Below are 15,280 nucleotides of genomic sequence, written 5' to 3' on the forward strand. Positions count from 1 at the left end.
GAACACTGCGGGAGAGGGATTGATGAGGATGCGGCGCTTGAAGCAATGGATGGAACGTGTTAATTCCATCCGCAACCGGATTTTTTTCTCCATCCTTCTGTTTTTGGTCATTCCACTGCTGCTCTCCAATCAGTTCTTGGACAAACCCATGGAGCGTACGGTTGAGCGAAAGATCGGGGAATCTGCACAGAATGCACTCGTTCTTATGACATTTAACGTTCAGTTGTTTCTTGAGGATATGCTAAAGTCAGCCGTTGATATTACAACGGATGCGGATACCAAAAAGATGCTGAGAGATCCGAATGCGCTTACACATTATGAACGTCTTCGGCTGAATGATGCGAATCTGAACCGTTCGTTCAGTTCTTATTTTTCAAATACTTACGTCACTCTTTTCGATACACATGGCAATTGGTACAGTACACGATATCTGGCAGACAGCTTATATGAGGAGTATACCAGCTCTGAATGGTATCAGAAGATGATAAGCACCCCATATCAAGTTCGCTGGATGTTCAATAATGAAAAGTTTCTTTATACCGACAGGGAACCGATTATTTCGCTGGTTAAGACCATTACAGAGATTCAAGACAATGAGAACATCGGAATGATTGTTTTTAGTGTAATGGAGAGCGATTTGCGTAAATATTTAAGGGGAATTGAAGGGGACGTTTACCTCGTAGACCGGGAGGGGATTATCGTCTCAAGTCCTCAGAGGGATATGATCGGTAAGAGCGTAGCGCAGGAATCGTATATGCCGGGGCTTTGGACGAAGAGCAGCGGACAGACCAATGTAGAAAAAGAAGGTCTTAAATATATAGTCAATTTTGATACGGTCGATTTGAACGGTTGGAAGATCGTGCAGCTCGTTCCATACGATGCGATCTTTAAAGAAATATATGATCTACGCAAGACCAAAAATTTGATAGTGCTGATGATTTTCGTAGTATTCTCCATAATTACGCTATCAATATCCTATGGCATCTCAAGACCGCTTAAACTGCTGAAGAAACGAATGCAGGTCCTCGAAGAGAAGGACTTCCATTCGGTCTTATCTGTTGCAGGTCCACAGGAGATCTCATCTCTTATTGAGACTTACAATAAAATGGTCACCAAGATCCGGCAATTACTAAATCGTGTGAAGGATGAGTATCAGCAGAAAGAGGACATGCGGTTTCGTGCGCTGCAGGCTCAGATTAATCCTCACTTCGTTCTTAATACACTGAATAATATTAAATGGATGGCTTACATTCGTAATAACAAAGAAGTAGGGGATATGCTATCGAACTTGGGCGGTATTCTGGAGCAGAGTATCGGGCGGGGAGGGACAATTATTCCGCTGACCCAAGAAATTCAGTATATAGAGAATTATGTTGAACTCATGAAAATGAAATTTAATGAGAAGCTGTCTGTGGAATATGACATTCCTGAAGAGCTTATGACCCAAGAAGTTATCAAGATTATGCTGCAGCCTGTCATAGAGAATAGTCTCATGCACGGGATCGAGCCCATGAATGGTATGGGGAAAATTATTGTTCGAGCCAGACGGGAGGAAGAGAAGTTTATTCTGACTGTCGAAGATAATGGCGTAGGTATTTCTGAAGAGAAGCTTGAAGAACTACACACGAGATTAGCCGCAGGTTCAGAGGAGCTTCCTGAACGAATCGGTATTAAAAATGTGCATGACCGAATTCGGCTTCAGTATGGGCCTGATTTCGGGATCGAAATATTTAGCAAATTGGGTGAAGGGACGACAGTAGCATTTGTACTGCCGATTAAACAGATGGAGGAAGGGATTAACGATGACCTTAAAGGTAATGCTAGCGGATGATGAATTACTTGTACGCTTAGGGATTAAATCGTTAATCGAGTGGGAGAAGCATGGTTTCTCTTTCATTGGAGACGCACCGGATGGTGAAAAGGCCCTTGAACTTATGGAACAGGAAGCACCGGATATATTGCTTACGGACATTATCATGCCGAGAATGGACGGACTTCAGCTTATTGAGACAGCTAAGAGATTTTATCCGGATACCCTTTTTATCGTACTCAGCAGTCATAATGAATTCGATTATGTTCGTAAGGCCATGAAGATGGGTGTGGAGGACTATATTTTGAAGGCATCCTTAAAGCCGGCAGAGCTACTTCAAATCTTGATGGAGGCTTCAAGAAAAATTGCGAAACGGAAAGAGCATCATCCGCTTGATCTTGTGTCAAAAGGGCAGGAGGGCTCCCAGAGGGATGCGATAACCGCTGCAGTAAGCAGACATATAACCAAGGAGCAGCAGGCTATCTCTGAGGGGGCAGATGTAGCTGATCTGGGTGACGAGGTGCTAAGTAACAGTATTTTGATGATTCTGCAGCCTCAGTTGTTGCGGGAAGGGGTGCAGGAATCCTCAGCCATGAAGATGCTCGTGCACTTGTTTCAATCCGAACTCGGAGAGTCGCTAATATGTAACCCTGTAGAGACGGCCCAAAGAGAGATTGTACTACTGCTGTCGGAGCATCAAGGCGAATCATCTGACCATGGATCTTTTGCAGAACAACTCATGGGTGCCTCTAGCCGAATGCTTGGTATCGCGCTAAGTGTCGGAATAAGTGGACCTATTCACAACTGGAGTGAAGTGGACAAGGCATACAAACAAGCTCACGACATGCTAAATGACAGTCGAATTAAAGAAACCGCAAGGGAAGACATTAATCGTCTGCTGGAGTATATGAAGGAACATTTTGATACCGACATTTCGCTGAAGAAGGCAGCAGATTACATTAATATGAGTGAGAGTTATTTGAGCTATGTTTTCAAAAAAGAGACCGGAACCGGCTTCACAGACTATCTGAATATGCTTCGGGTAGACAAGGCTGCTCATATATTGATCAATTCTCAGATGCCGATCTATGAGATCGCTCTAGAGGTTGGATACGAGAATATCAACTACTTCGGCCGTATATTCAAAAAAATAAAAGGCGTAAGTCCGCAGCGTTACCGATCGCAGTTTAAGTGATATTAGGAAGAATCGGAAGGCTGTCTCCTTCTCAGAACCACAAAAAGAAGCTGTATTAAGTAGACACATCTACTTAATACAGCTTTTTCTGTGTGCAAATATAAAAATAGTGAACAAATCCACACGAAATTGTGAATATGAATGCGCTATCAAATAATTGTGAATAAAGTTCGTAATTCCGTTCCTGTCGTATGTTCTCAGCAGAGCCTATACTCTGTGTAAGCCCTTACAATGGATGAGGGAGTAAAAGAGATAGCTATGAAGAAGGGGAGCGCAACACAATGGGAAAACATGATTTGAACAAGTTCAGAGGTGTCATTGTTGCTTTCTACGGTTGTTATGACAGTCAGGGAGAGATAGATCCCCAAGCTGTCCGTGAGTTAGCCCGGTATTACAAAAACGCGGGTGTAAAGGGGCTTTACGTCGGAGGTAGCAGCGGCGAAGGGATGCTTCAATCCACAGCAGAACGCAAATTAGTACTTGAAACAGTTATGGAAGAAGTCGGCGGAGAAATGACGATCATAGCTCATGTTGGAGCACCGTCTACTCGTGAAAGTGTGGAGCTAGCCGTTCATGCAGAGTCTGTACATGCGGATGCTGTTTCAGCGGTCCCTTCAATATATTACAGACTATCTCCAGATAGTGTAGAGCGTCACTGGAGAGCGATGATTGACAGTACGAGATTACCTTTTATTATTTATCATATTCCACAATTAACAGGCTTCCATCTATCCACGGGTATGCTGAAGAAGTTGTCTGCGCACGAAAATGTAATCGGTGTCAAAATATCTTCGGAAAGCACGTATGAATTGCAACAGTTCAAGGCAGCGGGGGGTTCAGATTTCCTTGTACTCAACGGACCGGATGAGCAGTATCTTGCAGGACGGAGCATTGGAGCAGATGGCGGTATTGGTGGAACGTATGGAGTTATGCCGGAGCTATTCCTGACACTTGAGAAGTGTATTGTAGACGGGAACCTTGAATTAGCAAGAGAATGGCAAGGGAAGATTAACGAAATCATAACGGAACTACTTAAGTTTCCTTCTCTATACGGCGGATGTAAAGCCATTCTGAAACTTCGTGGTTTGGATATCGGTGAGCCGAGGCTTCCACTGCTTCCAGTTACAGATCAGGACCAGGATGCAGTGATGCAGCTTCATCATAAATTGAATGCTTATATCGAAGAGGCTAAATCTTTACTCGGTTCATAAGGAGAGGACAAGGGTCATGATCGTAGGACACAAGGACCACTGGGAATCAGAGCGAGCATATGCCCATCCGGTCATTCGTCAAGCCATTGACTATTTGGTAGCGATGGATTTCACGGAGCTTGTCACCGGACAGTATCCGATTCGGGGCAAGGATATGTTTGCTAGAGTAATCGAGCTGACGACAAAGGATAAGCATGAACAACTTGCTGAGAAGCACGAGCAATTCTTCGACATTCATTATTTAATTGAAGGAGAAGAGCGTATCGGTTGGAGCATTGAGGATGATAAGCTTGTCCCAACTGAGCCTTATAATCCAGAGCATGATGCAGCGCTTTATGGTGATATCCCTGCAGAGATGCAGGTCGATCTGACCCCGGGCATGTATATGGTGTTATTCCCAGAGGATATTCATAGGCCAGGGCTTACGGCTCAAGCTCCGGGAACGGTACGCAAGGTTGTGGTGAAGATCAATACAGACTTATTTAAATCATCTTAAAAATATTAAAGGGGGCTTATTGCATGTTTAAAAAACGCTTTCTGGCTATGTTTACGGCATCCGTTATGATGCTTACCTTGCTTGCGGGCTGTGGCGGTAAAGACGCAGGTACAAGCGGGGGAACAGATAAAGCAGCAGGGAATGGAAAAGAAAATGTTGAGATTTCCTTGTGGCTGACTCCACAGTGGAAGGGCGTATATGAGGCTTCAGAGGAAAATGCGGATTATGACAGCTTCTTTAAAGCAGCTGCTGATAAGTTTGCTAAGCAATATGACAAATACAACGTGAAGGTGAACGTTCAGGTTATTGCCGGTGATCAGCGGGATGAGCTGTTGAATGTCAATTTGAACGGTGGAACACCACCAGATATTTTCTTTGAAAGCGTATTTGCTATGGGAGACTTCGCTCACCGCGGGGCACTTGTGCCTCTGAATGACATCATCGATGAAGAATCGAAGAAGGACATCGCTCAGAACTACTGGGATAACGTAACATTCGGAGACAATATCTATTTCTATCCGTTCTCCCATAACCCAGGCACACTGGCTTATAACGCTGATATGTTCAAGGCAGCAGGGCTTGAGAAATTCGTTGGTGGAGATACCGAGATTAAAACTTGGACACTTAGCGAATATGAAGAAATTTTGGATGGTCTGAAAAATAACCTTGAAGCAAAATACCCAGGCGCTCGCCCAATGGCGCTGTATGGTCTGAATAACCAAGGCGATACATGGAACCTAGCTTACCTGCGTATGTTCGGTAACAAGTTCTTTGATGATGAAGGAAACATTGTTGTCGATGATGCGAATGGTGTTAAAGCAGCGGAATGGCTCAAGAAAATTTACACAGGTGGATACACAAATCCAGGTGCGGAATCTGTATCCTCTAATGATGCCAATGCGATGTTCCAGAACCAGAAGCTCGCGATCAGCTTTACCAACGCCGTACTTTATAACAATGCTAAAGCTGACATGGAAAGTGGAAAAGCGCCGAAATTTGATATTCGTCTAGCTAACATTCCTTCCGAGAGTGGAGACCCATTGTCCTTCACCTATGTGGTTGGATCCAATGTATTTAACACAGGTAATGAGAAGAGAACAGAGGTTGCTAAAGATTTTGTGAAGTTCTATTCTACCGATCCTGAGCTTGTTAAAGCTTCGAAGAACAGTATTCCAGTAAGAAGCTCGGTTGCAGAAGAGTTAAAAGGCGAATTCCCACTCTTTGCGGCTTATGATGCGAACTCAAAGTACTTGTTCAACTTCACAGGTAACGTACCAGGTTACAGCCAGCTTCGTCAGGTGTTATACCCTGAACTTCAAGCGATTTACATTGGAGAGAAAGACCCTGCACAAGCTATTAAAGATTATCAGACTCAAGGTAATACGGTGATTCAAAAGGCGAAGGAAAGCTCTACGGTGTACAAATAAAATTTCGCCTATACCGACAAATTGATTCGGCTATTCTGGGGCCGGGTCCTCCCCGGCCCTAGACCTGCTGAATAAGAAAGGTAAAGGATATCCATGAAACTACGCCATCAACAATTAAGAGAAAACATAACGGGTTATCTGTTTATTCTGCCTCAGTTCCTTCTCTTTCTCCTCTTTGCTGTATATCCAATCCTGGAAGGGATTAGGCTGAGCCTGTACCGGGTGGATTATCAGAACGAAACCTTTGTCGGTCTGAGTAACTATACGACGTTATTTCAGGATCCTGTATTTTTTAAATCGATAGTCAATACGGTTATCTTTGTTATCTTTATCGTTCTATTAACGGTTCTATTCTCTATCTTTGTTGCCTCATCCATTTTTGATAAGAACGCTAGATACGTCTCCTTTATCCGGGGCAGCTACTACATCCCCGTTATGGTATCCATGGTCGTGATGAGTATGGTATGGAGCTTTCTGCTTAACCCGGCCAATGGTCTAATCTCCTATTTAACGAGTGAGCTTGGCCAAGGCAATATCAATTTACTTGGTAACAAAAAGACAGTGCTACCGGTTATCATCTTCGTCACTTTTGCGACCAACGTCGGTCAGGCCATTATCCTGTACATTGCCGCGATGATCGGAGTTCCAAAAGATTTGTTCGAAGCTGCCGAAGTGGACGGCGCAAGCCGGTTAAATGTTATTTTCAAGATTCTAATTCCACTCGTTAAACCAACAACCATTTATATCACGATTATTAATATTATTGCGGTACTGAAAATTTTCGTCGTCATTCAACTGTTAACCGGCGGAGGACCGAACAATGCCTCAGTAACCATGATGTACTATCTCTACAACAATGCGTTCAAATACAACCAGATCGGTGTAGCTTCCGCAGTAGGGGTTATTATGTTCATCATCACACTGTTATTGTCCATTCCGCAGTTGAGAGCGATGTTCAAGGATAAGTGAGGGATCTACCATGCAGCTAATGAAAACCAGGAAGAAGCGGGAAAAGTTCGATGTGGTTGCGAATGTAGTCGTTATTTTCTTTGCGATCCTTAACCTGTTCCCTCTGTATTGGTTATTTACAAGTTCACTTAAGAACAGTTCTGATGTGCTCAAAATGCCACCAGACTGGTGGCCTGCCACGATCACTTTCTCCAACTATACAGAGGTGTTTCAAAGTCAGCCTGCACTTCGCTGGACCTTTAACAGCTTGTTCGTAGCAGGAGTAACCACTGTGTTCGTTGTCGTTGCAAGCTCTATGGCCGCATATGCTTTCTCTAAACTAAGATTTAAGGGAAGAAATGTACTCTTTATCGTCTTTATCTCAAGTCTCATGGTTCCGAAGGAAGTCATGATTGTGCCGTTGTTCCGTATTTCTCAGGACCTTGGACTTGTGAATAATCTCTTCGGTATGATCTGGCCTAACGTGGCCGCAGCTTTTGGTGTATTCTTGTTAAAAGGATTCTTCGACTCTGCTCCAGATGCCTTGAGAGAAGCATCCCGGATTGATGGGGCAGGCGAAGTTAGAACGTTCCTCCAAATCATGCTTCCGATTGTGAAGCCGGGGATCGGTGCGTTGTTCATTCTGAACTTCGTTCAGGTGTGGAACGACTACCTGTGGCAGCTCGTTATTGGTCAAGATAAGAATATGAAGACACTGATGGTCGGGGTTGCAACGCTGATGCAGGATCTTAATCCGAACTTTGCTTACAAAATGGCAGGAGCTACGGTTGCTGCGATCCCAATGCTACTCATCTTCATCTTGTTCCAGAGATATTTCACAAGCGGTATTACGATTGGCGCCGTTAAGGAATAGTACTAGATCAAAGCGATAAGGAATCAGAACACCACAAAGGGGCATCTCCGAAGGACTGTAAGTCCTGTAGAGATGCCCCTTGTTTATTTATTGTGGTGTATGTTCAGGCAGCTGTCTTAAGTAGCTGTCTGAGAGGTGAAGAAGTCGAAGCGCACGATTGAATTCATCTTTGGATGCTTCAAGTTCTTTTTCGGTTTTGCCTGGCAGCGTGTACTGTTTACCGTCATCAAACGCATTACCGGGGATAAACAAGGTTGTATTGTTAATGAATGTACCGGATGGCAGGTAGTAACGCTCAGGCAATAGATTTGTATCTTTCTGGTTCAGTAAATCTTGTCCGAAGTGAAGCTGATCATTCATCGAAACTCCTGTTAAATTCGCAATGGTAGGTAAGATATCGACTTGACCGCCAACTTGCTCCATCACTTTCGGTTCGATGTATCCTTCGCCGTGAATCATCATTGGGATATTGATCATATCCGAGGATACGTATTCACGTCCGTATATTTCTTTCATTAGTTCTTTATCGTCATTGTCCAGTGAGTAGATGGGCAGACCTTGATGATCGCCGTATACGATGACAAGACTGTTGTCCCAGATGCCGTCTATCTTCAACTGATCGATGAATAGGCCCAGGGCATAATCAGCATAATTCTGCGAACGAATATAATCGCCTACAAAAGTGCCTTCATAGCGTTCAGGTAGCGTCATCTTATATTTCTCTTCCGGAATGGTATACGGATGATGAGCAGTCATGGAGAGAATATGAGCATAGAACGGATTACCAGAGTCGCTCATTTTCTTCAACTGTTCTGCGGTTTTTGAATACAGTACTTCATCAGATGCTCCAAAGAACACTTTATCGGTCTCACCAAAGAAGGACTTATCATAATATTGATCGAACCCCAGCCCTTTATAGAGCTCACCGCGATTCCAAAATTCCACGACATTCGTATGGAACGTAGCGGACTGGTAACCGTCCTTTTTGAGCAGTTTAGCCAAGCTTGGAAGTTGTTTATCTGCATAGTGCTGTGTAGCTGCTCCGCGTGGCGGGATGTAGAAGGAAGTATTTACAACAAACTCAGCATCCGATGTATTCCCTTGCCCAACATTTTGGAAGAAGTTAGGGAAGTACAGGCTCTCGCGTGCAAGCTTATTCATCACGGGTGTAACTTCTTTACCATCAAGCTTCAGTCCAATAAGGAATTGCTGGAAAGATTCCATCTGAATCATAATGACATTCTTGCCTTTGGCATCACCTTGGTATGCAGCTGAAGTTACAGGAGAAATGCCTTTTAATTTGTCGACCTCTTTTTGGTTAATGGACTTCGCATCAACTAGCTCGGTATTGTCCTGTTGAAAGATCGTGTAAGCCTCGTAATTGAGAATACCCATCTCCTGAGCTCTAACAATTTCATTCATGATGCTCCGATTGGGCATAATCTGAATCAGGCATAGCATTAATGAAATGACGAATACGCTGGAAGCGAGCGCTCGTTTTTCTTTCTTGGAATGTTTCTGTTTCCAGACCTTAACCTTGTCACTTCTCCACAGGAGCACGAACAGTACGATAATATCTGCGAAGATTAGCAAATAATAAGGATCCATCAGAGAGAAAACACTGTTACTAACTGCGGTTACTTGGTTAACCTGTTCCAGGGCGTGGTAGTTTACCATGACACCATAATATTTATAGTACATAATGGCTGCAAAAAATATGGCGGTAAGCAGTAAGTTAACGGTCATATAGGCCGCCATTTTACGTTTGGAAGCAAACCATTCAATCAGGCTGAACACAAGCCAGATGAAGGGAATTTCGGTAATAAGGGGCATCCATGGAAGGACATCATCGAAGATGACCATCCAAGCCAGATAGCTCTTCAGCAGCATAATAATAGAGAAGAATATAAATGGTTTCGTAATCGTTAAACGAAACCGATTCGTTGCGAACACCAGTACCGCCTTCCTTTCATGTCGCGCGGGAGGAGCGAGTAGCCGCACAGCCCTTACGCTATATTTGTATTATTTTTAATAGAAAAGTTGATCAAAGTAATTATGCGCCCTACAACCTATGGTTGTCAAAGAGACAAGAAACCTATTTCATATTTCGTATAACAAGCGGAAAACAAACCCATAACAAACGTAAAAAAACCGGCTACGTGGATAGCCGGTGGAGGAAACAATTTTAGAATATGAAGGACATCAGAATCGGTGCTGCACAAAGCGTGAACAATGCGGCAACGATCATTGAAATACTTGAAATGGTGCCTGACAGCGAACTAAACTCGAATGCTTTGGAAGTTCCTGTACCGTGGGCACTTGTGCCAAACAATATTCCGCGGGCGATATCACCCTTAATCCTGAAGACCTTCATCACAAGCGGGCCGATCATGGAGCCCAGTATGCCCGTCATAATAACGAAGACTGCTGTCATGTTGGGCACACCACCAATAACTTGAGAGACATTCATGGCGATTGGCGTTGTAATGGATCTAGGCACAAGGCTCGTCGTCAGTGAGCTGCTCAGATGTAGCCATTTCGCAAGAAAAGCCGACGATATAATCGCCATAACCGATCCAGATACGACACTGACCATAATCTCGGTAGCATGTTTTTTAAGTGTCTGAAAATTTTTATATAAAGGTACGGCGAACGCAATTGTGGCGGGCTGAAGTAATTTACTCAGCCATCCGGCGCCTTCGTTGTAGGCCTCATAGGAAACACCTGTCTGTGTCAGAATAATGATAATGATCACCGGAGTAATCAGGAGCGGCGATAAATATACTCTCGATCTTCGTTGATATAATTTTTTAGTGGCCCAATAAATGATAGCCGTAAGAGGGAGGCCAAATAGTGCAAGCCAGGATAAACTCATGAGGTCTTCCGCTCCTTTCTTTTGGATATCAGTGTGGCCATTAATCCGGAGCTGACCATAACCGTTATGGTGCTGAACAATACGACCACCAGTATTTGAATTCCGTCGCTTTCAAACAGCGGAAAGTATTTCATAACGCCAACTGCAGCTGGAATGAAGAATAATAAGAGTTCAGCGAGCAGCCAGTTTGCTCCAAGCTCAATCCACTCCAAGCGTAGGACTTTGGTTTCAAGCAAGATAAATACGAGAACGATGCCTAATATACTTCCGGGAATGCCCAAATGAAGCCACCCGGCTAACTTGTCCATCAATATCGATATCAGCATGAAACCGGCCACTTGGAGACTTCCCTTAATCAATTGTTTCATGACCGGTCTCTCCTTTCATTGTTAATGAAAATTTTACAGTAATTATTTTCATAGGTAAAATGAATATATTGAATCGATATCATTCCAAAAAGCTATAGTTGAATTATAGGAGGCTGGCTCGTGGATATTCGGCATTTGCAGTATTTTTTGGAAGTAGCACGACTTCGAAGTTTTACGAAGGCAGCGGAGGCTTTATACATTACACAGCCAACCATTAGTAAGACGATTCGGAATATGGAAGATGAATGGGGGGTTACGCTTTTTCACCGCCAAGGCAAACGTACCGAACTGACCGACGCAGGTAGAATCATGTATCAGCAGGCTCAGCAAATGGTGGAATCCTTTCAGCGAGTATCAGACGAGTTAGAGGATTTGATGAATCTGAAGCGAGGTCATTTGCGCATTGGGCTGCCTCCGATGATTGGATCTAGTTTTTTTCCCGAAGTCATTGGGCAGTTCCATCATAAATATCCGCAGATTACGATCCAGCTAGTTGAGGATGGCGCGAAGAAGGTAGAGGCTGATGTAGAGAGTGGACAGACGGACATTGGTGTTGCTGTGCTGCCGGTGAATGAGGAAGTATTCCATTACTATTCATTCGTAGAAGAGAATCTCTTATTGCTTCTTCATCCATCTCACCGATTCGCAAGGAGAGAGTCTGTATCACTATCTGAACTGTCAGGGGAATCATTCGTGTTGTTCCGCGAGGATTTCACCTTGCATGATCGCATCATTCGAGAATGTGTAAGTGCTGGATTTGAGCCCCGTGTCGTATATGAAAGCTCTCAGTGGGATTTGATTAGTGGGATGGTTGCTGCAAATCTCGGTATCGCACTTCTTCCGGAAACAATCTGTAGAGAGATTGACGCTTCACGAGTGACCATACTTCCTTTGGATAACCCATCCATACCTTGGCAGCTCGGAATGATCTGGCGAAAAGACCGCTACTTATCCTTCGCTGCTAGAGAATGGATTGCCTTTACACGCTCTATTCTTGGTGAGAGTAATGAATAGCTGCCATGTTGCTACATGATGTCCAATATGAAATGATCATACATTTCGAGGTGGAGGACATAATATTCATAGTAGTAAGCATGTGCATTTCAAGTAGATGCAGTTAAAGGAGATGAATGAATGAGCGAGCGGGAGAATACAGGCAGAGGCCCTGAAATGGATCAGCAGGGAGAAAATTACGCCCAGAATGTAGGAGAGACGGAGGATGAGCTTACACTCACGGATCGTCAAGGACATCCCATTCATGATAATCAAAATGTGCGGACGGTAGGTAATCGTGGTCCAACAACGCTAGAGAACTATCACTTTCTAGAGAAAATCACACACTTTGACCGTGAACGTATACCAGAGCGGGTCGTTCATGCGCGGGGCGCTGGTGCTCATGGCTATTTCGAAGCCTATGGTAAAGCCGGTGATGAACCTGCCTCTAAGTATACCCGGGCTAAGCTGCTCCAGACGCCGGGCAAGCGTACTCCGGTGTTCGTCCGTTTCTCCACGGTAGTTCACGGTAGCGGATCTCCAGAAACACTTCGCGACCCACGTGGCTTTGCCGTGAAGTTTTATACCGAGGATGGCAACTGGGATCTGGTGGGTAATAACCTGAAGATCTTTTTTATTCGAGATCCTCTTAAATTTCCAGATATGGTTCATGCGTTCAAGCCTGACCCCGTTTCGAATGTCCCTGGACCTGTGGGCATGTTTGATTTTGTCTCCCGAACGCCAGAAGCAACGCACATGATTACATTCTTGTTCTCTCCTTGGGGGATACCAGCGAACTATCGTCAAATGCAAGGCTCCGGTGTAAATACATACAAATGGGTAAACGCGGAAGGAACCGGTGTGTTAGTGAAGTATCACTGGGAACCACTTCAGCAGGGCATCAAGAACTTGACGCAGAAGGAAGCTAGTGAGATTCAGGGACTGAACGATAGTCATGCTACACAAGATTTATATGAAGCGATTGAACGTGGCGATTATCCGGAGTGGGAGCTATGTGTTCAGATCATGAGTGATGATGATCATCCTGAACTTGAGTTCGATCCACTGGATCCAACGAAGCTGTGGCCAGAAGAGCAGTTCCCGTTTCTAAAAGTAGGCAAAATGGTACTTAATCGTAATCCGGAAAATTATTACAACGAGGTGGAGCAAGCTGCATTTGGTACAGGAGTGCTTGTCGATGGACTCGATTTCTCGGATGATAAGCTGCTTCAAGGCCGAACGTTCTCTTATTCGGATACCCAGCGTCACCGGGTTGGAACGAATTATTTACAGCTCCCGATCAATGCCCCTAAGAAAAGAGTAGCTACCAACCAGCGCGGAGGGCAGATGCAGTATTACGTAGATAAAGCGCCATCTCAGAGCCCGCATGTAGATTATGAGCCGTCCATGACAGACGGCCTGAAGGAGGCGCATCAACCGGCTAAGCCGCATGAGCCTCACTATCATGCGAATCTGGTGCGTGAGAAAATCGATCGCACGCTTGATTTCAAGCAGGCTGGGGATACGTACCGAGCATTTGAAGATTGGGAGCGGGATGAGCTTATCCGTAATCTGTCAGGTGCTCTGGTTCAGTGTGATGTCCGTATTCAGGAGCAAATGATTGCGTACTTTACGAGTGCGGATCAAGATTATGGACACCGAGTAAGAGAAGGAATCGAGCAGATGAAGAAGAATCGCGGTGGGGATGCTGTGCAGAGCGAGCGCGAAGAAGCTGTGCAAGAGGCTGAACGAAAAGGCCACGAGGCCGATCCGTATTAATAGCGATGTAAAAAAAGTGCCGCCCGAAGATACGATGGCCGGGCGGCGCTTTCTTTTTGCTGATTGATGAGTTGTAATGCTACTATATTCTAAGGTACATATGCTTTGTAATTTAATAGAAAGTGGTGATCGAAAGATGACGATACAAGTGGGGATTATCGGTTATGGATTATCCGGATCAACCTTTCACGCACCTCTTCTTACAAGTATACCGGACTATCAAATACATACTGTAGTGTCTTCCAATCCGGATAAAGTGAAGAAGGATCTTCCTCACACGAAGGTGATAAGCCATGTGGAAGAGCTGCTCCAAGACGATGAGATTGAAGTTGTTATCGTAACAAGCCCTAATGCAACCCATTACGAGTATGCCAAGAGAGCTATTGAATCTGGTAAGCATGTGGTTGTGGAGAAGCCTTTTACAGTAACCTCGGAGGAAGCGGATATTTTGATCCAACTTGCTCGGGAAAAAGGAGTTCTGTTAACCGTCTATCATAATCGCCGCTGGGACAACGATTTTCTCACGGTACGCAATTTGCTGGAGACCAAAGCACTTGGAAACTTATCGGTTTATCAGGTGCATTTCAATCGTTACCGTCCAAAGGTTCAGCACCGATGGAAAGAACAGGAGGGCCCCGGAGCAGGCGAGCTGTACAACTTAGGCTCACACCTAATTGACCAAGCTTTATTTTTGTTCGGTAAGCCGAAAACTGTATGGGCAGATATGCGTGCTGAACGGGAAGGCTCAGAGGTGGTCGATTACTTCCATATCGTGTTCAGTTATGAGAAGCACCGAGTCATCCTACATTCCGGTTCCTTGGTACGGCAGGCTGGACCAAAGTTTGAGCTTCACGGCGATAAAGGAAGCTTTCTAAAATATGGTCAAGATCCACAAGAATCGCAGTTGAAGCAAGGAATGCATCCGGGTGATATCGGCTGGGGGGAGGATCAGCCGGATCAGTATGGTGAGCTGGCTACTGAACTGAGCGGACTAGCTGTACAAGGTGAGATCGAGACCTTGCCGGGCAGATATCAGGCATTCTATCAGGGGCTTGCAGAAGCTATTCGGGAAGGGGCTGCGGTTCCTGTGAAACCGGAAGATGCGCGAGACACCATTCGTATGATCGAGTATGCCATGGAAAGCCATCGTACAGGGGCTACAATCACCGTAACTTAAAACGACACATAAGTTTTCTTCGTTCGTGGGATAGTATGCTATATCAGCCCTGTCATCGATTCCGGTTGGCGGGCGATTTGACTAAATCACGGAGAAGGAGATTTGAGCATGAATAAACGCAGCGTCC

The 15,280-nt window shown here is 44.7% G+C and carries 13 protein-coding genes; 10 read left to right on the forward strand and 3 right to left on the reverse strand.

Annotation, left to right across the window (positions count from 1 at the left end; genetic code table 11):
• Positions 1 to 22 precede the first annotated feature (22 nt).
• The 7 genes from AC3WJJ_RS20180 to AC3WJJ_RS20210 all read left to right on the forward strand — a co-directional run bounded on the left by AC3WJJ_RS20180 (position 23) and on the right by AC3WJJ_RS20210 (position 7,961).
• Positions 23 to 1,831 (forward strand): sensor histidine kinase, encoded by a 1,809-nt coding sequence (locus tag AC3WJJ_RS20180; RefSeq protein ID WP_492543467.1) that lies wholly within the window; start codon positions 23 to 25, stop codon positions 1,829 to 1,831.
• Entirely contained in the window at positions 1,803 to 3,005 is a 1,203-nt protein-coding gene (locus tag AC3WJJ_RS20185; protein WP_492543468.1) for a response regulator transcription factor, read from the forward strand. The genes AC3WJJ_RS20180 and AC3WJJ_RS20185 overlap by 29 nt, the downstream gene beginning before the upstream one ends.
• Positions 3,006 to 3,301: 296 nt before the next feature.
• A complete protein-coding gene (locus AC3WJJ_RS20190) occupies positions 3,302 to 4,216 on the forward strand; it encodes a dihydrodipicolinate synthase family protein (RefSeq protein WP_492543469.1) in 915 nt (304 codons plus the stop codon).
• A gap of 16 nt (positions 4,217 to 4,232) precedes the next feature.
• On the forward strand, positions 4,233 to 4,712 hold the full coding sequence (locus AC3WJJ_RS20195; RefSeq protein ID WP_492543470.1) for a NanQ anomerase/TabA/YiaL family protein: 480 nt from the start codon (positions 4,233 to 4,235) through the stop codon (positions 4,710 to 4,712).
• A 23-nt stretch (positions 4,713 to 4,735) separates the two neighbouring features.
• Positions 4,736 to 6,139, forward strand: a complete 1,404-nt coding sequence (locus AC3WJJ_RS20200) for an ABC transporter substrate-binding protein (RefSeq protein ID WP_492543471.1) — start codon at positions 4,736 to 4,738, stop codon at positions 6,137 to 6,139.
• A gap of 93 nt (positions 6,140 to 6,232) precedes the next feature.
• A complete protein-coding gene (locus AC3WJJ_RS20205; protein ID WP_492543472.1) occupies positions 6,233 to 7,108 on the forward strand; it encodes a carbohydrate ABC transporter permease in 876 nt (291 codons plus the stop codon).
• A gap of 10 nt (positions 7,109 to 7,118) precedes the next feature.
• The gene (locus tag AC3WJJ_RS20210; protein WP_422658701.1) at positions 7,119 to 7,961 is read left to right on the forward strand and encodes a carbohydrate ABC transporter permease; all 843 of its coding nucleotides are present in this window, start codon (positions 7,119 to 7,121) and stop codon (positions 7,959 to 7,961) included.
• An 87-nt stretch (positions 7,962 to 8,048) separates the two neighbouring features.
• Here AC3WJJ_RS20210 and AC3WJJ_RS20215 read toward each other — a convergent pair whose 3' ends face one another.
• The 3 genes from AC3WJJ_RS20215 to AC3WJJ_RS20225 all read right to left on the reverse strand — a co-directional run bounded on the left by AC3WJJ_RS20215 (position 8,049) and on the right by AC3WJJ_RS20225 (position 11,204).
• Complete coding sequence (locus tag AC3WJJ_RS20215; protein WP_492543473.1) at positions 8,049 to 9,914, reverse strand: LTA synthase family protein; 1,866 nt, start codon at positions 9,912 to 9,914, stop codon at positions 8,049 to 8,051.
• A 232-nt stretch (positions 9,915 to 10,146) separates the two neighbouring features.
• On the reverse strand, positions 10,147 to 10,836 hold the full coding sequence (locus tag AC3WJJ_RS20220; RefSeq protein WP_422658699.1) for a CidB/LrgB family autolysis modulator: 690 nt from the start codon (positions 10,834 to 10,836) through the stop codon (positions 10,147 to 10,149).
• Positions 10,833 to 11,204, reverse strand: coding sequence for a CidA/LrgA family protein (locus AC3WJJ_RS20225; protein ID WP_492543474.1), 372 nt, complete (start codon positions 11,202 to 11,204; stop codon positions 10,833 to 10,835). Before AC3WJJ_RS20225 ends, AC3WJJ_RS20220 begins: the two co-directional genes overlap by 4 nt.
• A gap of 120 nt (positions 11,205 to 11,324) precedes the next feature.
• On the opposite strand from AC3WJJ_RS20225, the gene cidR reads away from it, so the two are divergent.
• The 3 genes from cidR to AC3WJJ_RS20240 all read left to right on the forward strand — a co-directional run bounded on the left by cidR (position 11,325) and on the right by AC3WJJ_RS20240 (position 15,153).
• On the forward strand, positions 11,325 to 12,218 hold the full coding sequence (gene cidR / locus AC3WJJ_RS20230; RefSeq protein ID WP_492543475.1) for a cidABC operon transcriptional activator CidR: 894 nt from the start codon (positions 11,325 to 11,327) through the stop codon (positions 12,216 to 12,218).
• 156 nt (positions 12,219 to 12,374) lie between these two features.
• Positions 12,375 to 13,976, forward strand: a complete 1,602-nt coding sequence (locus AC3WJJ_RS20235; protein WP_492543618.1) for a catalase — start codon at positions 12,375 to 12,377, stop codon at positions 13,974 to 13,976.
• Between the two features lie 136 nt (positions 13,977 to 14,112).
• Complete coding sequence (locus tag AC3WJJ_RS20240; RefSeq protein WP_492543476.1) at positions 14,113 to 15,153, forward strand: oxidoreductase; 1,041 nt, start codon at positions 14,113 to 14,115, stop codon at positions 15,151 to 15,153.
• Positions 15,154 to 15,280: the final 127 nt, after the last annotated feature.

The sequence above is a fragment of the Paenibacillus sp. FW507-14B1B genome (assembly GCF_058781425.1).